Origin of the sequence: Vibrio harveyi NBRC 15634 = ATCC 14126 = KCTC 12724, from assembly GCF_001591145.1 — a bacterium.
Taxonomy (GTDB): Bacteria; Pseudomonadota; Gammaproteobacteria; order Enterobacterales; family Vibrionaceae; genus Vibrio; species Vibrio harveyi.
Genome location: NZ_BCUF01000065.1, coordinates 1 through 19,657 on the forward strand (window position 1 = coordinate 1; position 19,657 = coordinate 19,657).

Genomic DNA, 19,657 nt, shown 5'->3' on the forward strand with positions numbered 1-19,657 from the left:
TCAAGAATCGCCAATAAAATATACAAGCCAAGGTCCTTACTATTTGTAACGAGTACCCTTTGGAAGCGTGTCATTGACTCGCTTTTCTATTAAACCAATGGCTAAGTCAAACAACTTGGAAATAGCTGGCTGTTACGCTGCGTTGTTTTCCTTGCTTGCTTTCGGTAAGTAGGGAATCAATGACAACGCTCTGAACCCTGCATCTTGAAATCACTTGGGTATATACTCATCGCCCGAAGCGAATGGTAAATTCCTGATTTATAGCCATACTGAATAATGTGACACAAAAGCACTCTTTTTGATGCTTAATTGCCCTGCGTTATCGTTTCATTGTTAAGATACAGTGAAGTTTTCACTGGATGGACCATTGCTACGCAGATATTCGCATATAATCCCTGACAGTTTTGGTTACTACGTAAAAATTATGTTTCTAACACCTTATTTTTCAAACACTAATCACCAATTTCAGTTCACTCGTGAGCAAGCAAGTCACTTCGCTAAACGCGTCGCTGGTGATTACAACCCTATCCATGATGAAGACAACAAACGCTTTTGTGTGCCGGGCGATTTACTTTTTGCCGTATTGCTAAGCAAAGAAGGGGTAAGCCAAAAGATGCGTTTCGATTTCTCCGGAATGGTGAACGATGGCGTAGCGCTTCATATCGAGAATAAGTGTGAAAAAGAAAGTGCCGTAGTCGATGAAGCAGGTAAAGAATACCTGCACATGTCTCGTGAAGGCGAAACTAACCTCAACCCTGAGTTCATTGAACACGTGGTGACTAACTACGTTCAATTCTCTGGCATGAACTTCCCTCACATCATGGTTCCTCTGATGGAAGAGAAACAAATGATGATCAACTGCCAACGACCATTAGTGATCTACGAAAGCATGGAAGTAGAATTCAGTCGCTTAGACCTAACTCATCCAGAAGTAGATTTCACTGGTGCGACGTTCGATGTTGAAGGTAAGCGCGGCGTAGTAACACTAAACTTTGCCTTCAAAGAAGATGGTGAAGTTGTTGGCAAAGGCATCAAGCGCATGGTTGCGAGTGGTCTTAAGCCATACGACCAAGATGCAGTGGACGATTTGGTTCAACGCTTTAACGAGCGCAAGGATGCCTTCCTAGCAAAGTTTGCTAAGGCAGCATAATCATCCCACTGCCGACAGATTTCAAAAAGAAAGCCCAGCGTGTTGCTGGGCTTTCTTTCATCTGTAACTCGGTATCTTTGCGTCAAATCCAGCGACGCACTTGGTTTTTATAATCCAAATAGTCCTCGCCAAACAACCTCTCTAACGCACGTTCTTCTGGTTTTATTTGATAACGGTTCATGTAGGCCACAAACAATACACCACATAAAATGACGCTTAAGTGTTGCCACCACAAACCTATAGCGACAATAACTAATAATAACGCCACATACATTGGGTTACGCGTGTAGGCAAAAACGCCGGAATCCACCACTAGTGAAGCCGTCTCTGGTTTAACCGGATTTACGGTCGTCTTTGCTTTGCGAAATTCATAAACACCAGCAATACCGATAAAACCAGCAAGAATAATGAGCCCCGCCGTAACGAACTCAACAAACGGCACTGTAATTTTCATTTCAGGCATCGCTTCTTTTAACCCATACATCAGCAGTATCATCAAGAAAAATAGAGCGACAGGCGGCACTTTAAGCTCAAGCTTTTTCAATCTTCATATCCTTATGAAAGTAAAAACAAATTCATGTTCAGTTACATAGCACTAATGACAACAAGCCCAGTAAAACTGGGCTTGAGTAAACGTTATAACAAGGTTAGCAAAGCTTGCACTGGGTGTTTAGGTTTGATGCCTTCAAAACGCTTTACTTGGCTTCGACAGGAATACCCTGTAATCAAGCATCGGTCATTATCAAGCTTATCTAAATTTGGTTTCCAGCTTAGATCATAGATATCACGAGACATAGTTAGCTTATCCACTTCATGACCAAAAGTGCCAGCCATACCACAACAGCCTACAGGCACAGTATTCAAGATCGCACCAAAGTGAGCAAAGATTGCCCCCCACTCTTTCTCAGCATTTGGCATTTTTGTTTTCTCAGTACAATGCGCAAACAAATACCAAGGTGCTTGCTCTTTGGTATCTAAAGCCTCGAACTCGCTCAGTCTTGGATAAAGCCATTCATGAGCAGTTAAAACATCAAACTGACCACGCTTACTGCCCAATACCTCAGCATACTCATCGCGATAACAAAGCACTAGCGCGGGATCAACACCCACCATTGGAATGTCTAAATCCGCAACCATCTCCAAGAACTTAGCGGTATCTTGAGCGGTGCGCTTGAACTGGCGTAAGAAACCTTTAATGTGCTGTGCTTTGCCATTTGGCTTAAATGGCAAAAGAACAGGGTTCATACCCAACTTCTTAACCAGCTTGATAAAGTCTTCCACCACCTCAGCATCGTAGTAGCTGGTAAATGGGTCTTGTACAATCAGTACATGCTGTTGTTTGTCCTCACTTGATAAACCACTCAGCACTTGAAGATCATAAGCCGTCGTTAACGTGTCTACACGATCCTTCAAAGTAGGCACAGACAGCAACGGTGCATCGACATAACCCACAGTAGATGCCGTTAAACTTTGCACCCAAGACTGCTTAAGCACTCCATTCACAAGCGTTGGTGCTTTTGCCATTAAGGGCAGCATCGACTCAATGTTCGACACCAAGTAATCTTTTGCCGGACGTTGGTAGCGCGAGTGATAGATGTTTAGGAAACGAGAGCGGAAGCTAGGCACATCAACCTTGATAGGACACTGACTCGCACACGCTTTACATGCAAGACAACCATTCATTGCCTCGTATACTTCGTGAGAGAAATCATACTCATGACGACGATTGATTGAATGACGTACACGGTCGATCATGGTTTTGATAGGCGTTTTATTTTCTAGCGTCTGCTTCTCTAAGTCGAGAATATCAATGCCTTGCTCTGTCAACTGACGTAACCATTCACGCACCAAACCTGCTCGCCCTTTTGGTGAATGGCGACGATCTGCTGTCACTTTCATCGAAGGGCACATCGGCGAGCTCGTGTCGTAGTTAAAACATAAGCCGTTCCCGTTACACTCCATTGCCTGCTTGAAGCTATCACGCACCTGAACGTCAATCTGACGGTCGAAGTAGCCACGTTTCGTATCCGTGACTTTCACAAGTTCTGCATCACTGTTTAACGGTGTACAGATTTTGCCAGGGTTCATTTTATTGTGCGGGTCGAACGCCGCTTTCACACGTCGTAGCTCGGTAAACAGTTCCTCACCGAAGAACTCAGGTCCATATTCAGAACGAAAACCTTTTCCGTGCTCACCCCACATCAAGCCACCGTATTTGGCCACCAGCTTAACAACCTCGTCTGAGATTTCATGCATTAAGGCTTCTTGATGAGGATCGCATAAATCCAATGCAGGACGGACGTGAAGTACGCCAGCGTCTACATGACCAAACATACCGTAGTTGAGTGACTTCGCATCCAGCAGTTCACGGAACTCAACAATAAAGTCCGCTAGGTTCTCTGGCGGCACACAAGTGTCTTCCACGAACGCTACCGGCTTAGCACGCCCTTTCGCGGCCCCCAACAGCCCCACAGCCTTTTTACGCATGTTGTATATACGCCCGATGCTCGCAACATCATTACATACTTGATATCCAATAATGCCTGCTTCTTCGGTCTCTAGCATGCTATCAAGTCTGCTCGTCAGGGAGGCCACTTGCGCGGCAACTTCCTCTTCATCTTGACCTGCGTATTCCACCATATTGATGCCAAGCATCACTTTGTTGGGAACGTCGGTGATCAGGTCGCTGACGGTGTGCCAGACAATGTCTTGTTTGGCAAGGTTAAGCACCTTAGAGTCGACGGTTTCGACTGATAGAGCATTTGCCTCAACCATGAATGGAGCGTTACGTAATGCAGAGTCAAAACTGTTGTATTTTACGTTAACTAACGTTCGAGCTTTAGGGATGCGAGTTAAGTTAAGTTTTGCCTCGGTAATGAATGCCAACGAACCCTCAGCCCCACACAATACGCGAGTAATATCAAAACGATCTTCCTGCTCATCAAACGCGTTCTTTAAGTCATAACCGGTTAGAAATCGATTTAACGGTGGAAACTTATCATTAATTTGCTGACGATTATCACGACACACCGCTTCGGTAATGCGCATCGCGTTGTAGGCAAATTCACCTTCAATGGGCATACCATGAGACAGATCCGATTCTAAGATGGAACCGTCAGCAAACACCGCTTGCAGTGACAAAACATGATCTGACGTTTTACCGTATTTGAGAGAACCTTGACCAGATGCATCGGTATTGATCATCCCACCAATCGTTGCTCGGTTACTGGTCGATAGGTCTGGTGAAAAGAAGTAACCATAGGGGCGCACGGCATCGTTGAGTTGGTCTTTGACCACTCCCGTTTGAACACGTACCCAACCTTGCTCTTCGTTAACCTCTAACACCTTATTCATGTGACGCGATAAGTCGACCACAATGCCTTTGGTTAACGACTGTCCATTGGTACCTGTTCCGCCTCCACGTGGTGAAAACGTTATACGTTCATAAGCTTCCTTATTGCTCAACCGACCAATAAGGGAGACATCTTGAGTGTTTTTGGGGTGAACAACAGCCTGAGGAAGTTGCTGGTAGACACTGTTATCGGTGGCTACCGCAAGGCGGCTAGAATACTGGCTTTCAATATCGCCAGTGAACCCGGATTGCTCAAGTTCTTTGAGAAAACTCAGAACAAGAGGATCGACATCCGTTTGCGAGTATAATCTTGGTAACATTTGCTTCCTGCCCCTACTGCGCTGATCCAATCAGCTGCGGGTTATGTAATTTTTAAGCACCCACGCCTCGGAACTACACCGTCAACAGCAGAAGACAGAGACATGAATGAGGTAATATTCTTTGAATTACGTCACTTTACAACATTTAAAAAGGCGTTCAAATCAGAATCTCCAAACAAGAATTAAACTTATGCTTTATTTTTTGAGGCTTGATGCCTTACATTGAAAGGGAAATAGCCCTTTAATATGAGCTTTCAGGATGAAAAAAAATAAAGTTGTAACCACTGAAGATATCCTTCTAAAACTTTGCCAGTCGGTTTCTGGCGTTCTTACTTCGGCGACTTCCTCTCAAGTTAACTACTCTGCAATGGTGCAAAAGATCAACAAAACCAGCCTCAAGCCGGATTTTGGTTGCTTTGTACTGTTTGACGGTGGGTTTACTGGATTGGTGGTCATTAACTTTACTGCTAAAGCGGCACTGGAGGTCTACACCAACTACATGCGCAACATGGGCATGCCAGAAGAGGAGTTAGCGATCTCGCACACCTCTGACGAAGTAGGTGATGTTCTTGGTGAGCTGATGAATCAGTTGGTTGGCGACTTCACCAACAAGATCCGCAAAGAGCTACAAACCAACATTACTCAAAATCAACCCAAAATGTTGGCTCTGAATAAACAGGTAATTTTGCAAGTAGATACCAACCTCGACCGACCTCAAGCGCGTCGCGTGACCTTCTCTACGGCAAATAACAACATTTTCTACTTAGAACTTGCGATGGACAAAACCGAGTTTATTCAACTTGAAGAGTTTGAGGTGGCGGAAGACGAGAGTCCAGACGACATTTTAGAAGCGACTCGCAAAAGTATGGAAGATAAGCAAGCGTCACAATCAAGTGGTTCTAAAAATGACGCAGATGATCTGTTAGACCAGTTAGGTTTATAACGTTTCAATCGCTATTAACACCGTATTAAGCCCCTTTTAATAAGGGGCTTTCTTTTTGCTCACAGCTCGCCTTTCTGGCGTTTTTAGTGCGAAAAAGGTAATATGTCCGACTTCTTAAATTTTCTGCTCTTGGTACTGTTCATCGATGGATAAACAAAAAGCTCTGAAGAAAATCGCCAAATGTTTAGAACTGGGTAATTCCGCCAACGTCAATGAGGCTGCAAACGCCATCAAAATGGCGCATCGTTTGATGCTTAAATACGGGTTGGATAAAGATGACATTGAGTTTATCAAGATGGGTAAGACGCAATCGTCACACCTGCTGCCAGCCAACATCAGTTCAACATTGCTGCGTGTGATCCGCGGTATTAACACTAAATTTGGTGTCGAGGCAGTACTTCTAAACCATAAAGGATTAAAACGAGTTGAGTTTATCGGTGAAGCAGACCGTGCGATTTTTGCTGCATTTGCATTCGATATTATCTATCGTGAAATGAACGAAAGTACTGGTCAGTTTCGTAACAGCTTTGCCGGTTCAGGCACCTCATCAATGGAAGTCACTCGTCGCGTGAACTCTTTTGTTTCAGGTTGGGTTGAAGGAGCACTTGAGAAACTACCAGTGATCTCCCCTGATGAAGAGTCCGCAAATAAGATCAATAACTACATTGATAAAGAATTTAAAAACATCGACCGAGAGACGTTCAAGAAACAACTCAAAGAAGCGATGAAAAACCTCACAGCAGATTATGAAGTTGGCCTAAAGAAGGGTCGTAAGGTCTCCGTTAACCGCGGAGTGGGCGGAGAGCAAGCGAGAAAAATGTTGGATAACCCATCGAAGTGAGCCTATCACTGGTTATTCAATCGCCAACTATCAGAAAAAGCTGACGAACGTCCTATCAATCTGACGTTAACATAACAAATATCAATACCTTCTATTCCATAATTCACATCCCATTATGAGGCGCCATTGCGCCTCGGCTTATACGGAGATTTTCCTTTGAAAAAGATGTCTATTGCACTTGCGCTAGTGCTGGCTCTTACAGGCTGTCAAGCAACCCAACGCCAAAACGCAACCACAGGTGAATACGAAACAAATTCCACCACACAAGGTGCGCTTATCGGTGCGATTGCTGGCGCAGCAATCGGTCTTGCGACGGGCGACAATGCAAAAGAACGTCGTCAACATGCATTAATTGGCGCTGCAGCTGGTGGCGCAACTGGTGCTGGCATTGGTTACTACTTTGACCAACAAGAAGCAGAATTGCGTCGTGCACTACTGAATTCAGGTGTGCAAGTTGAACGCGTAGGTGAAAACAAACTGCTTCTTCGCATGGAAAACGGCATTGGCTTCTCTTCAAGCTCTTACCAATTAGACGCAAGCATCCATAACACACTACGTGGCGTGGCGCGCATTCTGGTTGAATACCCAGACACTAGCCTTGTGATCGATGGTTACACCGACAGTACTGGTAGCGATTCATACAACCAAACGCTATCTGAGCGTCGTGCTGAATCGGTACGTCAATACCTAGTATCACAAAACGTCGCAGCAGGTCGCGCAATCGCACGTGGCTACGGTGAGCGTAATCCAATTTGCTCAAACCAAACTTCTGAAGGCCGTGCTTGCAACCGTCGTGTTGAAATCCAGATCTTGCCACTGAAGTAATTTGGTTGCACCATATCGGTAATAACTAAAATTACCGGAGCAGGTCTAGCGATAAGCGCTAGACCTGACATACCTCATGTGTTTCAAAACTTTTGCCCTTTCTCTGGTATTGATGACCAGTCTGACGGGCGCAGCATTCGCCTCCCAAAACCCAACTCAGCCTGAGGCGCAATTCGAACTAGCGCAGCAACTGGCTCTATCCCCTAATCCAACTTCACCTAATGACGCACGCTATTGGTTAGAACAATCGGCACATCAAGGGTATATTCCAGCGCAAAAGCAGTTAGCCGAAGACTACGCTAGAGGTTTAACCGGAGACGTAGATTACACCTTAGCAGTGTATTGGTTTACATCAGTGGCACTGGATGATCCAAACGATCGCGGGTTCTTGTTGGCTGATTTTGTAGAACATCATCAGCAAGAAGTATCAAACGCAGATTTGGTTGAAGCCTGGTATCAACTTTCGGCTTTAAAAAACCCGCAAGCAGAGCAAGCGTACAATCAATTTTTGGAAGCGCGGTTTAACCAATTACGAGCTAAACAAGTATCGGAAATCGTCGAGTTAGACAAAAAAGCCACCGACGAAGAAGAACAAGACCAAAAACAAGCGAAGTCCACGCAACAAGCACAAGAGTCCACACTTTGGTACTTCTTTGGCGCCCTAGGTGCTGCTTTAGTAATTGCTGGAGGCGCATTCGCAACTCGCCGACATCGTCAGAATATCAATGTAAATACCGCCCACCAAGTATCCAGAACGCTGCAGTTAGAAACTCAAACTAAAGAACTTGAATTTGCAAATAAGCAGCTTAAACGTCAACTTGAAAAGGTATTCAAAGAGTTTAGGAAGATCAAAGGTCAATCGGAAGGACACAGATTGGCTGTAGCATGCGCCATGTTCGGTTATACCCCACAGAGTATCCCAGACAGTAAAGCAGTGAAATTGCGCTACAGACAACTATCAAAGCTCTATCATCCTGATTCCAGAGGAAGTGAAGAAGAAATGAAGCGTTTAAATCAGGCGTTTAAAACCATTTCACAGAATGTTACAAAATAGTAAAACCAAGTCAAACCCCTTTAGCATGCGAGCTTTTCTGCCTCTAAAATAAAGGCTCGCAATCGATCTCCCTCTCAAACAAATTAACAGACATTTAACCTGGCTATCTTTTGTATGCCATAATACTTGGCGAAAAATAACACCTAGCGACTCAAAATTCATGTAGGTGGGGAGAAAATCAATGTTCACTGAAGAAGGCACCTGTGACTGGTGCAAAAAACCTAGCTTTGTTACTCGTCATGATTACCTAGATGGTAAATACCATCGTTCTTGCAAATCTTGCTACGACATCGCCAAAATTGATGTGCGCCTCTTTAACCAAGGTGAATTGCAAATGCGTGAACGTATGGTTCAGCGAGCAAGCTAACCACAACAAATCAATGGAACTGATTTTCAAAGGCGCCTTGTTTAAGGCGCTTTTTTGATCGTATCAGCTTACCACTTTCCATCCTGCCTTCTCGTCTCCGAGTCAAATCCTACTGTGCACCCCCAGTCTATACAGTAGAAAAACACTGTATAGACAGGAAGCGCAATGTCGATGAGTTCACATTTTTTCACACTGCCAATCTACACTCGATAATAACTTTATCTCTATAATTCAACAAGTTAACAAATTTTCAAGCCATAAAAATGCGACATTTATTCTAAGTCATCGATAAAAATGGGTTGATCAGACTTCGAAAACAAACTACTGTATACACATGCAGCATGTATAAAGGAACAGTAAGATGCAGTTACAAAGTCAAACTCATACATACTCTCGCTACAACGTATTGGCGCAAGCAACACAACCGATGGATGTCTCTGACCAACTTCTTTCTCAGTTGGCAGTATTATCTCAGCAACAGCAGTGGATTTTGTTTACTGCTCAGTGCCCGCGTCCTGATTTTGAGCAACTTGCTGCTTCTAATATTCGCTGTCAAAACATCATTCAGATGAAGCCATCTCAGCAACTTTCTGAAGTGGAAATCGTTATTAAAGCCATCCAATCTGGCAATGCTAGCGCAGTTGTTGCTTCGAATGAGATTGCTCTTATCAATCAATCTATGCTTCGTGACATCGCTCAGCGTTATCAGTGCGAAATTTTTTTCGTCGAAGGCCGTCCAAGCCAATACCACTAATAATATCGACGTTATCCATCCTGCATCTCGCCTCCTTTTAAGGGGGCTTTTTTATACCAAAACAAAATGAAGCAAACGTTTGCTTTTTCTCTGGCGAGTTAAAATAGTTCTGGTATGATGCCCTCATTCGGTTTATTCAGTGCGCACTGTGCACTGAGTAAGTTCTCTTTCTGACGTTTGATTAAGATGATAGGAATGTCGCAATGAGCCTTGCTAATCAAGTACTTGCCGTCAATGACGACCTGCCAATTCGCACTCACAAGCCCGTCCACAGCGGAAAAGTTCGCTCTGTTTACTGGTTAACAGAAAAAGACAGCGCACGACTGATCAAAGAAAAAGGATACGACGTCGCCCCAGATGCGCCCTTGGCCATTATGGTAATCAGCGATCGCATCTCAGCATTCGATTGTATCTGGCACGGAGAAGGAGGACTAAAAGGCGTTCCGGGTAAAGGAGCAGCGCTGAACGCAATTTCAAATCACTGGTTTAAACTGTTTAAAGAAAACGGTCTTGCAGATAGCCATATTTTAGATATCCCCCACCCGTTTGTCTGGATTGTACAAAAAGCCAAACCAGTTAAGATTGAAGCCATCTGTCGTAAGTATATTACGGGCTCTATGTGGCGTGCTTATGCAAATGGTGAACGCAACTTCTGTGGTATTCAGCTTCCAGAAGGTCTTGAAAAAGATAAAATGTTGCCAGAGCTACTAATGACACCTTCAACCAAAGGTATCTTGAAAGGCATTCCTGACGTCCCTGAAGCTGATGACGTGAACATCACTCGCGAAAATATCGTGGACAACTTTGCAGCTTTCAACTTCTCTCATGCAGAGGACATAGCGCAGTACGAGAAGCTACTCAAAGAAGGCTTTAACGTGATCAGTCATGCACTGGAAGCCATCGACCAAACCTTTGTTGATACTAAGTTCGAGTTCGGTTACGTACACGATGCCGCAGGTAATGAAAAACTAATTTATATGGATGAAGTTGGCACACCTGATTCATCGCGAATTTGGGATACCAAAGCGTATCAAAAAGGTCAAATCGTCGAAAACTCGAAAGAAGGTTTCCGTCAATTCCTGCTAAACCACTTCCCTGACCCAGATATTTTACTTAATAAAGAGCGTATGTCAGAACGTGAAGCATTGGCTCGCAACAACGAATTGCCAGTCGAATCTTTAATGGATATCTCTCGCACTTACATTGGTATTGCAGAAAAAATTACCGGAAAGCCAATTACGTTAAGCCAAAACCCTAAAGCTGAAATCATAGAGATTTTAAGTAAAGACTATGGCTTAATTGACTAAGCTACCCATTGCCGTTTACTGGCAGTATAGTCTCGATTAAAAAACCCGCACATTGCGGGTTTTTGTTTTTATTCGTTTGCATTTAGCTAACTTAATAAATGTTTCGTAAGTAACGCATTGTTCAGCTTCGAACCAATGTGAAGACAGGACAGGCCTTCAGAATACAACCTTGAGAGTCGAGTGACAACGTAACCACAACAAAGACTACTATACCAAGTTAAATAGTGTGTTTATACCCAAATTCAAAGTAAATATGATTGAGTTAAATACTCTTGAGTTCTATATCGACAGGCTCAAGCAATCTCTTTTTCCAATGTTTCTATAACCCTTTTAGCATCTCTCAGCGAAGCCCCCATCTCTTTTCTATAAAGACGAATAGCTTTTAATTTAGCCCCGGATTTAACCGCATCACACACCTCGATTGAGACACCAAACCGTTGATCGACCTCTAAACCTGATTGTTCCAATAAGAGATCTATCTTGCGCTCAATTATCTTTTGTCGATACTTAATTGAAGAGAACTCGTTTTGTCCCCAAAATACAGCAAAAGCTAATATGCCTAACATCCACTCCACAAAGCCCTCCTTTGACACACGTTGCTCCCCTAAACAGGAAAAGTTGTGAGGAATAAAACCAATAATTAACATGAGTTCAATTGCTTCGGTATAACTATCTCTAATTACGCCAGTAATCATGGCTTTTACTGCGATGCACCTTCAAGCTTCTTGAATTAGAAAGCATGGTTAAAACGAAATAACTCACTTTTTCGTAGTCCATCGCCATACCGATCATCATCAGATGTTGACACAATATAATTCTCACAGCTTAGGTTCATTCGTGTTTTATTAATCCCATCACTTCTGCTGTTGTTATAGCATTGAAAGGCCCCAAAATTTGATTAGAGAGAAAGATAAGCTGCTGTTCATCTAAATGTTTAACATCAACATTGCTTGGCATGTCGAAGTAGATAAATCCTTTCAGAACCTCATTGAGCGTTGTAATGTCATATTCGCTCAAAACACTTTTAAGTTTTTTGGCTTCTTCTTGAGTGCACTCGTAATCCTTAAGAAAATGTATGTATAAGAATACTTTTCTTTTGTTATCTAGCGTCAAACTTTTGAACCAATCAGACTGAGGAAATACAATAGTCGTTTCCTTGCCTACCTTGTCACACTCTTGCCACTTGTCATTCCATGTTTCCAAGTAGCTCAGTTTATCCACTTTTGACACGCATCCAACTAAAATGAGTAGCGTCACGTTGATAACGAGTGTTTTCATTATCCCCACGCAATATAAACAACAAAATTGATTCATTTTTTCCTCGTTCTTACAGAAGCATTAAATCAAGCGCTCGTTACAATCTAACATTTTGACTGGTAACTGGTTATCCACGAGAAAGTAATAAAATCGCAAATCCTCGATCAAGTCTTTCGAAGCAAGTTCAAAATCTTGGTAAGTCTGATTTTTGTAGCGAAAACGAACCGTGTGTTCAAACCTCTTGGTTTGTCCATACAGAATTTCTTTTACATCAGATGTCATGATACACATATTGAGAAACCTCAACTTAGTGCCATCAAACGAGACCTCGACAGACTGTCGTGGTTTTGATGCTGAATAATCGATAAGTAGTGAGAAACCACAACCAAAGGCTATAAAGCTGAGTTGAGTAAGCAATGGTTCTTCTGAAATGATCACTAAGTAGTAAGCTAAAATACTAAAGAAAAAGACTCTGTTTATAAAACTATGAAGTAGCTTAATATTGGACAACTTGTTTTGTCTTAATAATGTTTTCATGTTTCCCTTTATCATTTTCACTAAGAAGTAATAATTTTTCTAAAATCTTCCAAATCCAAAAGAGAATTTGGTCACTCTTTCCGTTTTTAGTTTGTAGATCCTAGTGCCCGTATTGGGTGGAAATAACCTTACTTATACTTTAGTAAATTTAAAGATTAAACATTCCAGTAGCATGAGATCGTTTGCAAGTTCGATATAATCATCACTGTCTTCATCTAATTTAGCTAACAAAGCTAAATCACGCTCATACTTCTCAATTAAGTAAATCTTTATGTACCTCAGTTCTTTATCATCAAACATAGAGCTCCAAGCCTGTTTTATCGCTGCTTTGAAATCCATAGCTGATAACGTTTTTGTGCAGCTGGCGAAACGTAACACTCTTTACTCTCAACCCATATAGGGCGCTGTCGCCTATTTAGAAGCGAAATATGTATCGTACTTCCATCATCTGCAGTGCACTCGTCCTCACCGAGACAACATTGGTTTCGCTGCCATCACTTTCCTTGAAAGTAGTAAGACTGACCATTGCGAGTTAGTGTTATCAGATCTATCAAGATATCTCCATTTTGTAACTCAACATATGCGAGTAAATTTCGTGACTTGCGTTTCACTTCTCCCTCCAATGGAGCAACATTGAATAAGGTTTTCACTTTCAATACATCTAAGGAATCCTATCAGCAAAGCGAGTATCATAAGTCTTCTTGGTTAAAATTAAGTATTTGTTCCCCAAATACAACCTTCGCCTCACTCTCAAGTGACTTTCTGAGTAGTTGAACCTTTATATAATCATTAGCAGCATTAGCGCGAACATTTTCATCATCGGAAAACTCACTTATACTCCTTAGCCTTTCAAGCTCATTAAGCGTAGATTCTAATATTATTCTAGTTTCCCAATCAACAAAGCTACATTTTAATTCCCTAACATATGTTATGTGACTTTTCTCTATTTGACTTGATGATAGTAAGACTTTTTTTCCATGAACATTTCCGTCTATAATTAAGTTTTCGCAAACTAAAAATTTTTAAAACAAGGAAGAATCATTAATTAATGATATTATTTTTATAAAGGTCTTCAATAGGAAAAATCATATTATAATCATGCCAGTTCAGATTCCCATCAACAATGTCAAAGTCAACAAAGAAACAAGTATCCCTGTACTGCTCATAATCCGGGCGTTTTCCACTAAAAATAAATGATGAGAAGTCAACAATAGATATGTGTCCGTCACTGAATTGTATCTTTAATATGTATCCAAAAAGATGTTTTACCTTGACTATTGAAATGTTTTCCACTTTTTCCTTCTAAAATCTGTTCAGGATAATTGTCCATTTAGGGAGGGTTACTGTTTATATGAAAAACGATAAAAACAAGTTTTAAAGTACGTTCCATTAGGCTTGGTGATAAGGCGTAAATTGCGAATTAATTAGTAGTTTTACACTTCAGCGTATTATCTCCAATAAAATTGGATGAGAACATGCCATTATAGTCAACATAATAAAAAACATATTGAATACGCACACCCAATAAATATATATATAAATACTTACCCAGCCATTTTTAATTAACGACTAAACTAGGAAAAATCATAAGTAAAAACATATTTTGAATAAGTCCACTTCTGCTTTTGGATGCTTTTAATAACATAATTTCTGACGAATAGTATTTAGCGTAAAGTAAACCAAATAAAAGCAAAAAATATATGCCACATACAAACAATAACAAACTTATGTCGATTTTAATGAGCACTACAGCAAGGAAAGGACAAACTAGTAATATAGAGATAAGTATCATCCATACCCTGAGCATTGACACATTCTCAACCCACTCAAACTTCCTAGCCATAAGTTTCGGCAAACAATCCATTTTACCTCCTGATACATTAGACAGGTTTCATCTTGCCTATATGCTTCAAGTAAAAATATAAATCATATCACCCTAATAAAGAAGCCTCACCATTATATAATTGACACCTTGAGATCAATGGCTCAGTTATAATGTTGTAAGTTACATTTTTGTATTAATTTAGAAACATAACTAAACACTAATCCCGAAATTAGATTCTTGACTTAATAAGTTAACGCCACGGGCACTAATTACTATTCTGCAATAATTTCTGATATCGGAAAGTGTGAGGCTATCAACTGTGCGAACTCTGCATATGCCGTGTATTATCTGCGGCTTTTTACCACCACAGGCTTTCCCATAATATTTAATGTCTGGCGAAGAATACAATACAATGATAGTACTTTCTCAGCATAAGTCATTACAGTTCCCGCTTCGCCACACAACGCCCCAAACGCATAAGGCTTTATAAATTTATGGTGTTCTTATAGTAGTTGATATTTTAACCAATATTCTGCGGTATTGTCATGCTACGCCCAAGCAAATAGCACACTGAACTGGTTTGGAGTAAAAACGCCAAGCGTTACGAATCACTCTTAAATTTATTGTTATGTGATTTTTCACCACATACGGAAACGCCCAAAGTTATTAGCTTTGGGCGTTTCTTCTAGCAAACTGGTTACGACAAACCGAGCTCTAAAGTGCCATATGCAGAATTGGAAAAGGTTTTCCCATATCATCAAGCGGTGAGCGAGAAACTACTTTAAAACCCATATACTCGTAAAAACCTACGGCTTGCGGGTTTTGTTCATTTACATCGACTTTGGTTGCACCTAACTGCTCTATTGCATATTGCAGTAGCACCTTACCAACACCTTGCCCTCTTGCCTCGTTCAAGATAAATAGCATTTCAACCTTTGAGTCGTAGATACCCACGAAACCTAAAATTGAGCCGCTATCATTTTTCACACATCTCAACGCGACAGCAGGAAAAGCCTGCTCAATGATAATTGGTTTAAAAAACTCAATATCTTCTTCTGTTATGAAGTCATGAGTTGCTCGGACTGAATTTTCCCAAACATTAAGCATTTCTGCATAATTTTCAGGAAGCACATTTTCTACAATCATCGTATTTTCTCTAAAGTTGACTGAAATTCATGTGCAGCCGCGAGGAGGAATGTTAACCTCAATAGGTATGAGTTGTCCACCAATCGCATAATTCCCTGCTAAGAGTGAGCAACACAGAACAAAAGCTGTCGCACATCACCTTAGTCACTAAAATCAAGGGATGATAAAAATGCTACGCGTGATGCCCCCCCTAAACAGTTTGTTATGTTTATGTGTTGGAGCGAATGATCTCAAAACCGTCGTCAGCGGCAATCCTAAAGTTATTGCTAAATCCATTTTTTATGGTTACGTCTAATGATTTTTTGCACTGTTTGATATCAGGACATACTCCATTTTCTACTTCGAATACGTATCCTCCTGGAGCTAAGTAAATGGTAATTTCTTCCATCACGTTAAGCCACACCACGTATTCTCCATCTATTTTCAAGAATGTAGTAGCCCAAAGACCCTAAAACACCAGTGTCCCGTGTTATCGTCACTGGAACAGTTCTAAGTTCAGAAGGTTTATATAATTTTTGATTATATAATCGTTTATGAGACGCTAGCTTGACATCAGATGGTACTGTTGGAGCTGTAGCGCATCCAACTAATCCAACAATTAAAAATAAACGCAAAATACCTAAGCGACCGCATACCACCTTAATCACTAACACCAACGCATGGTAAAAATGCCACGCGTGCTGAATCACTCTTGAACAGATTGTTAGAATTACTTTTGCACGGACTTTGATACAAAGTATTCAAAAACCCTTCTTTCTCTATCAGCCCCGCAACTACCACTTTCCTTAAACCAGTTGATCAACTCTACTGGTTTATCACGGCGGAAAATTAACGCTCCATAACGAGAAGTGCACTCTTTGTTGTCGAAAGATTGAGATTCAACCAAAACCACATATTTATCATTGAATCGCTCTAGATGAATTAAATTAGTTTCTCCAAACTTAATAAACGAACATTTTTTTTCCCCGATATCACTCAGTTCTTGAGAATATGAGAGATTCCCAGCGTTAATAACGTCTACGGTACAATCTTCATTTAACTTAATTTCTCTTTCAAAAATCGAGAATTGCTCTGCGCTAACGGAAAACGAGATCAAAATACTTATAAAGATAGAGAACTTACTCATGTTAATGTCCACATCCATATAGTTTCCGCTTCCCAATAGGCATCGCCTACAGCTTTAGTCCCATCCCATAAATCTATATGCCCTTGCCCTGAAAAGTCAGGAATATTCATATAACATACAATACCTTTCTTACCGATAGCATTGCTTGGCGGTTGCCCATTTGCTTGGCTTGTCCAACCGAGTGTACGTGTTCCTAAGACTTTTGGAGAACCTAGCACTGCAGCTAGATCTTGTGCCCCCCTTAAATAACCATGCGGGCATTTATTCTTTGACGAATTCTTAAAGGCTGTAAGGAAGTCACCATCTGTTTTAACTAAAGCTTCGCTCATCCTAATTGCGCAAGTATTGGGAAATGCCATTGAGCATGAATGGATTTGCGTAGGAAGAGTTTTATAGTTTACTTTGAGCTTGCTGAAACTTGGCTTTTTCATATTTAACCTTTATTGGTGTGAACTTAAGGGATGCTCACATATGCAAATATGTTGTTAAATATGAGTACGTCTTTTTGTCGACTCATATCAATATTTATAAGTCTATTAATTTCAAGTCGTTGCATGCGCCTTTGTAGTTCTAACGCCCTGTTAAGGTGTGAGCAACGCAACCACGAAACCTAATCATACCACCGTAAACATAAAGCCCAACGATGGAGTAAAAATGCCACGCGTTGGCAATCACTCTTAAATGCTTTGTTAGCCTTTAGTTTTAATCTTCTACCCAAATATCATTAGGGAGATCTCTTTTATTGGTTTGAGGCAATTCTCTATCAGACTTCTCTGGCCACTCTAGGGATAACGCCGTTTTGATATCATCGGCATCTATATAGGCTATAATTTCAACCTGCTGATCTGTCTCCCACACCTCTCCACTCCATAGCATGAAGTCATATCGACCTATAGATTGCCCCAACTGCAGTGCTACAAAGTAAATGCCGGGAGTTGGCGGTGTGCCTTTTTTCCAGTTTAAAGTGGTTTTCATATTTGTTCCTATAAATTTTTATTGCGAAAGCTATCAGCAATATCAGACATTTCCAATAAATATAATAGGTTATTTCTGTAGGCGTGATGAGCATTGTCTAGCAAACCAATAAGTAAATAACAATTGTCATCAAAATAGTTACTAGAATAGACAATAGCCTTATTGGCAGTTTTATCAAACGCAAACTTCTTCAAGTTCCAACGCTTGGACGTTTTATCTTTTATATTTATATGTCGCAACCCGGATACTAGAAGATTTCAGGGAAAATCAAACGTCGTATCTCTCCCAAAATCATGTGCTTGCACACCTTTCCCTTGTACTCACGAAACTTGTTTTTTAAAGCCTCATAAACATCAGGGGAGAGCGAATCTTTAAACGGCTTATAAGCAAATATTCTAACTTTATCACTCATTCACTATTCCTCTTCCACAATGAGTATAGTTTTTGCCATATCAATTCGTGATAATATTTTCCCTCTGAGTTGGTCGCAGTAGAAACAATCCTCACCTTGTAATTCAACGGCTCTCCTTAATAAGTTACACATTGAGCTTTTGATTTTAATAATACAATAGGTCGATTTTTATTTTCATTTATTGTTCTCCTTTCTCGAGAGTTCGAAAATATTCAGTCCAAACTTATTTACCTATTTGTTAATATTCATAAATAATCACAACTCCTGATAGATAGCTAACGCCGCATTAAGGTGTGAGCAACGCTACCACAAAACTTAACCATACCACCGTAAACACCAAACCCAACGATGGAATAAAAAATGCCAAGCGTTGGGAATCACTCTTAAATGCTTTGTTAGTTGCCTTGTGCTACATTCTCTATTTTCAAAGTAAATAAATGTTGGGTGGATTTCAAATAACGAATAAAGTTTTCTGTTGTGGCTCCGTCCATTTTTCCCATGTGCATATATTTATTACGTTTACTAAGCAAAGAAGATATATCACTTTTTAGGTCTTTAAACTTAACGCTTTTCAAGTAGGCATTGTCAAATGAGTTTTTAAAGAAACGATTCAAGTATTGATTTATATTAGCTTCTTCAATGTACTCAACAAAATCTTGTCTCAAACTATCTGGTAACAGAGAAAATACGGAGTAGCGCAAGTAATTTTCACACGCTAGGGCTAATTCAACAATTGCTCGCTCGACATAATTAAGTCTCATGGACTCCTGCGCATCAAACATAAATTTGATATACATAGGAAAAGCCATTTCATTTGTAACTTTTTGCTGAACCTTATACCACTGAGCAACACTAACCGGTGCTTTTAACGTAACCTGTATAACTGGATTAGATGAATAAATTCGTTTATTCATATCTCCGGAGACTAAATATGTTGACCACCCTGATTCATTTGAAAAAGGCTGCGATTTGCCAATTGTCGAATCATTACAAGTCCAACGCATCATATTAAGCCAGTAAAGAAACGCACCTTTCGACACTTCAGAGTACGATTGCAGCAAGGATGCTAACTGTGATTGCTGTTCCGTTGAAAAGTGAGAATGATCTATATTGTTAGAACTTAATGATTTTTCTGGTAAGTCTACGTTTTGGTCTTTCAAAATCACACTGACTTGAACCTCATTAACAATATACTCTGTTGCCACTTTGACTGAATCGATCATCCTCCATGATACAGCGCGACATTGACTTTCACCTGTTTCGTATGGGAGCTGAATTTCAACTTCATAATTGTCAAAAGTAAAATGGTGACTTGACCCCATCAGGGCGGCAACCACTCCGAAATTAGGAGTTGTGTAACTATTCCACGATTTCAGTTTATTCATTATTATCTCCGAACTTCAACTAGGCAACTAACGCCCTGTTAAGGTGTGAGCAACGCAATACTTAAGCCGCCGCATATCACC

At 40.8% G+C, this 19,657-nt stretch carries 23 protein-coding genes and 1 pseudogene; 8 read left to right on the forward strand and 16 right to left on the reverse strand.

The features are described from left to right. The first annotated feature begins 424 nt into the window (after positions 1–424). Positions 425–1,150 (forward strand): DUF3581 domain-containing protein, encoded by a 726-nt coding sequence (locus VHA02S_RS22400; RefSeq protein ID WP_005445610.1) that lies wholly within the window; start codon positions 425–427, stop codon positions 1,148–1,150. Between the two features lie 82 nt (positions 1,151–1,232). Here the strand turns inward: VHA02S_RS22400 and VHA02S_RS22405 are convergent, their stop codons facing one another. Then, positions 1,233–1,694 carry a methyltransferase family protein gene (locus VHA02S_RS22405; protein WP_005445612.1) on the reverse strand — a complete coding sequence of 154 codons (462 nt, stop codon included), beginning with the start codon at positions 1,692–1,694 and terminating at the stop codon, positions 1,233–1,235. Between the two features lie 92 nt (positions 1,695–1,786). Then, positions 1,787–4,822, reverse strand: coding sequence for a D-2-hydroxyglutarate dehydrogenase YdiJ (gene ydiJ, locus VHA02S_RS22410; protein ID WP_038897615.1), 3,036 nt, complete (start codon positions 4,820–4,822; stop codon positions 1,787–1,789). A 259-nt stretch (positions 4,823–5,081) separates the two neighbouring features. Between ydiJ and VHA02S_RS22415 the strand changes: the two genes are divergently transcribed. The 7 genes from VHA02S_RS22415 (at position 5,082) to VHA02S_RS22445 (ending at position 10,913) form a co-directional block, all read left to right on the forward strand. After that, positions 5,082–5,765 (forward strand): DUF3334 family protein, encoded by a 684-nt coding sequence (locus VHA02S_RS22415; protein WP_009697342.1) that lies wholly within the window; start codon positions 5,082–5,084, stop codon positions 5,763–5,765. Between the two features lie 145 nt (positions 5,766–5,910). After that, a complete protein-coding gene (locus VHA02S_RS22420; RefSeq protein WP_005445617.1) occupies positions 5,911–6,606 on the forward strand; it encodes a DUF2786 domain-containing protein in 696 nt (231 codons plus the stop codon). Positions 6,607–6,762: 156 nt separating this feature from the next. Then, positions 6,763–7,431: a YiaD family glycine zipper/OmpA-like lipoprotein gene (locus VHA02S_RS22425; RefSeq protein WP_005445618.1), complete on the forward strand. Its 669-nt coding sequence runs from the start codon at positions 6,763–6,765 to the stop codon at positions 7,429–7,431. A 76-nt stretch (positions 7,432–7,507) separates the two neighbouring features. Further along, positions 7,508–8,485 (forward strand): J domain-containing protein, encoded by a 978-nt coding sequence (locus tag VHA02S_RS22430; RefSeq protein WP_038897616.1) that lies wholly within the window; start codon positions 7,508–7,510, stop codon positions 8,483–8,485. Between the two features lie 181 nt (positions 8,486–8,666). Further along, positions 8,667–8,852: a hypothetical protein gene (locus VHA02S_RS22435; protein WP_005445621.1), complete on the forward strand. Its 186-nt coding sequence runs from the start codon at positions 8,667–8,669 to the stop codon at positions 8,850–8,852. Between the two features lie 361 nt (positions 8,853–9,213). Then, positions 9,214–9,606: a SulA-like leucine-rich domain-containing protein gene (locus tag VHA02S_RS22440; protein ID WP_038897617.1), complete on the forward strand. Its 393-nt coding sequence runs from the start codon at positions 9,214–9,216 to the stop codon at positions 9,604–9,606. A gap of 203 nt (positions 9,607–9,809) precedes the next feature. Beyond that, positions 9,810–10,913 (forward strand): phosphoribosylaminoimidazolesuccinocarboxamide synthase, encoded by a 1,104-nt coding sequence (locus tag VHA02S_RS22445; RefSeq protein WP_005445626.1) that lies wholly within the window; start codon positions 9,810–9,812, stop codon positions 10,911–10,913. Positions 10,914–11,206: 293 nt separating this feature from the next. Here VHA02S_RS22445 and VHA02S_RS22450 read toward each other — a convergent pair whose 3' ends face one another. From VHA02S_RS22450 to VHA02S_RS22505, 14 genes and pseudogenes are all read right to left on the reverse strand, one after another. After that, positions 11,207–11,608 carry a DUF6793 family protein gene (locus tag VHA02S_RS22450; protein WP_005445628.1) on the reverse strand — a complete coding sequence of 134 codons (402 nt, stop codon included), beginning with the start codon at positions 11,606–11,608 and terminating at the stop codon, positions 11,207–11,209. Positions 11,609–11,744: 136 nt separating this feature from the next. After that, entirely contained in the window at positions 11,745–12,191 is a 447-nt protein-coding gene (locus VHA02S_RS22455; protein WP_038897618.1) for a hypothetical protein, read from the reverse strand. Positions 12,192–12,251: 60 nt separating this feature from the next. After that, positions 12,252–12,707, reverse strand: a complete 456-nt coding sequence (locus VHA02S_RS22460) for a hypothetical protein (RefSeq protein WP_005445642.1) — start codon at positions 12,705–12,707, stop codon at positions 12,252–12,254. Positions 12,708–12,839: 132 nt separating this feature from the next. Next, positions 12,840–13,085 (reverse strand): hypothetical protein, encoded by a 246-nt coding sequence (locus VHA02S_RS22465; protein WP_123947168.1) that lies wholly within the window; start codon positions 13,083–13,085, stop codon positions 12,840–12,842. A 663-nt stretch (positions 13,086–13,748) separates the two neighbouring features. Then, on the reverse strand, positions 13,749–14,000 hold the full coding sequence (locus VHA02S_RS22470; protein WP_038897619.1) for a DUF2442 domain-containing protein: 252 nt from the start codon (positions 13,998–14,000) through the stop codon (positions 13,749–13,751). An 845-nt stretch (positions 14,001–14,845) separates the two neighbouring features. After that, positions 14,846–15,080, reverse strand: a pseudogene (locus VHA02S_RS26570) (hypothetical protein); the annotation flags it as partial. Between the two features lie 166 nt (positions 15,081–15,246). Beyond that, the gene (locus VHA02S_RS22480) at positions 15,247–15,678 is read right to left on the reverse strand and encodes a GNAT family N-acetyltransferase (RefSeq protein ID WP_038897620.1); all 432 of its coding nucleotides are present in this window, start codon (positions 15,676–15,678) and stop codon (positions 15,247–15,249) included. Between the two features lie 208 nt (positions 15,679–15,886). Next, a complete protein-coding gene (locus tag VHA02S_RS26425; RefSeq protein WP_173400005.1) occupies positions 15,887–16,069 on the reverse strand; it encodes a hypothetical protein in 183 nt (60 codons plus the stop codon). 318 nt (positions 16,070–16,387) lie between these two features. Then, positions 16,388–16,804 carry a hypothetical protein gene (locus tag VHA02S_RS22490; protein ID WP_227740403.1) on the reverse strand — a complete coding sequence of 139 codons (417 nt, stop codon included), beginning with the start codon at positions 16,802–16,804 and terminating at the stop codon, positions 16,388–16,390. Continuing rightward, positions 16,801–17,235 (reverse strand): T6SS effector amidase Tae4 family protein, encoded by a 435-nt coding sequence (locus VHA02S_RS22495; protein WP_038897622.1) that lies wholly within the window; start codon positions 17,233–17,235, stop codon positions 16,801–16,803. The genes VHA02S_RS22490 and VHA02S_RS22495 overlap by 4 nt, the downstream gene beginning before the upstream one ends. A gap of 271 nt (positions 17,236–17,506) precedes the next feature. Further along, on the reverse strand, positions 17,507–17,779 hold the full coding sequence (locus VHA02S_RS22500) for a hypothetical protein (RefSeq protein WP_038897623.1): 273 nt from the start codon (positions 17,777–17,779) through the stop codon (positions 17,507–17,509). Between the two features lie 8 nt (positions 17,780–17,787). Beyond that, on the reverse strand, positions 17,788–18,018 hold the full coding sequence (locus VHA02S_RS26430) for a type II toxin-antitoxin system YafO family toxin (RefSeq protein WP_227740405.1): 231 nt from the start codon (positions 18,016–18,018) through the stop codon (positions 17,788–17,790). An 8-nt stretch (positions 18,019–18,026) separates the two neighbouring features. Further along, complete coding sequence (locus VHA02S_RS26065) at positions 18,027–18,191, reverse strand: hypothetical protein (RefSeq protein ID WP_162211031.1); 165 nt, start codon at positions 18,189–18,191, stop codon at positions 18,027–18,029. A 395-nt stretch (positions 18,192–18,586) separates the two neighbouring features. Next, a complete protein-coding gene (locus VHA02S_RS22505; RefSeq protein ID WP_038897624.1) occupies positions 18,587–19,576 on the reverse strand; it encodes a hypothetical protein in 990 nt (329 codons plus the stop codon). Positions 19,577–19,657 lie beyond the last annotated feature (81 nt).

Coding starts and splice junctions, on each gene's coding strand:
- VHA02S_RS22460 (WP_005445642.1), bottom strand. CDS start 12,707: ATGAAAACATTATTAAGACAAAACAAGTTGTCCAATATTAAGCTACTT.
- VHA02S_RS22500 (WP_038897623.1), bottom strand. CDS start 17,779: ATGAAAACCACTTTAAACTGGAAAAAAGGCACACCGCCAACTCCCGGC.
- VHA02S_RS22480 (WP_038897620.1), bottom strand. CDS start 15,678: ATGATTGTAGAAAATGTGCTTCCTGAAAATTATGCAGAAATGCTTAAT.
- VHA02S_RS22490 (WP_227740403.1), bottom strand. CDS start 16,804: ATGAGTAAGTTCTCTATCTTTATAAGTATTTTGATCTCGTTTTCCGTT.
- VHA02S_RS22450 (WP_005445628.1), bottom strand. CDS start 11,608: ATGATTACTGGCGTAATTAGAGATAGTTATACCGAAGCAATTGAACTC.
- VHA02S_RS22440 (WP_038897617.1), top strand. CDS start 9,214: ATGCAGTTACAAAGTCAAACTCATACATACTCTCGCTACAACGTATTG.
- VHA02S_RS22420 (WP_005445617.1), top strand. CDS start 5,911: ATGGATAAACAAAAAGCTCTGAAGAAAATCGCCAAATGTTTAGAACTG.
- VHA02S_RS22435 (WP_005445621.1), top strand. CDS start 8,667: ATGTTCACTGAAGAAGGCACCTGTGACTGGTGCAAAAAACCTAGCTTT.
- VHA02S_RS22430 (WP_038897616.1), top strand. CDS start 7,508: ATGTGTTTCAAAACTTTTGCCCTTTCTCTGGTATTGATGACCAGTCTG.
- VHA02S_RS22505 (WP_038897624.1), bottom strand. CDS start 19,576: ATGAATAAACTGAAATCGTGGAATAGTTACACAACTCCTAATTTCGGA.
- ydiJ (WP_038897615.1), bottom strand. CDS start 4,822: ATGTTACCAAGATTATACTCGCAAACGGATGTCGATCCTCTTGTTCTG.
- VHA02S_RS22415 (WP_009697342.1), top strand. CDS start 5,082: ATGAAAAAAAATAAAGTTGTAACCACTGAAGATATCCTTCTAAAACTT.
- VHA02S_RS22495 (WP_038897622.1), bottom strand. CDS start 17,235: ATGAAAAAGCCAAGTTTCAGCAAGCTCAAAGTAAACTATAAAACTCTT.
- VHA02S_RS22455 (WP_038897618.1), bottom strand. CDS start 12,191: ATGAAAACACTCGTTATCAACGTGACGCTACTCATTTTAGTTGGATGC.
- VHA02S_RS22445 (WP_005445626.1), top strand. CDS start 9,810: ATGAGCCTTGCTAATCAAGTACTTGCCGTCAATGACGACCTGCCAATT.
- VHA02S_RS26065 (WP_162211031.1), bottom strand. CDS start 18,191: ATGAGTGATAAAGTTAGAATATTTGCTTATAAGCCGTTTAAAGATTCG.
- VHA02S_RS22400 (WP_005445610.1), top strand. CDS start 425: ATGTTTCTAACACCTTATTTTTCAAACACTAATCACCAATTTCAGTTC.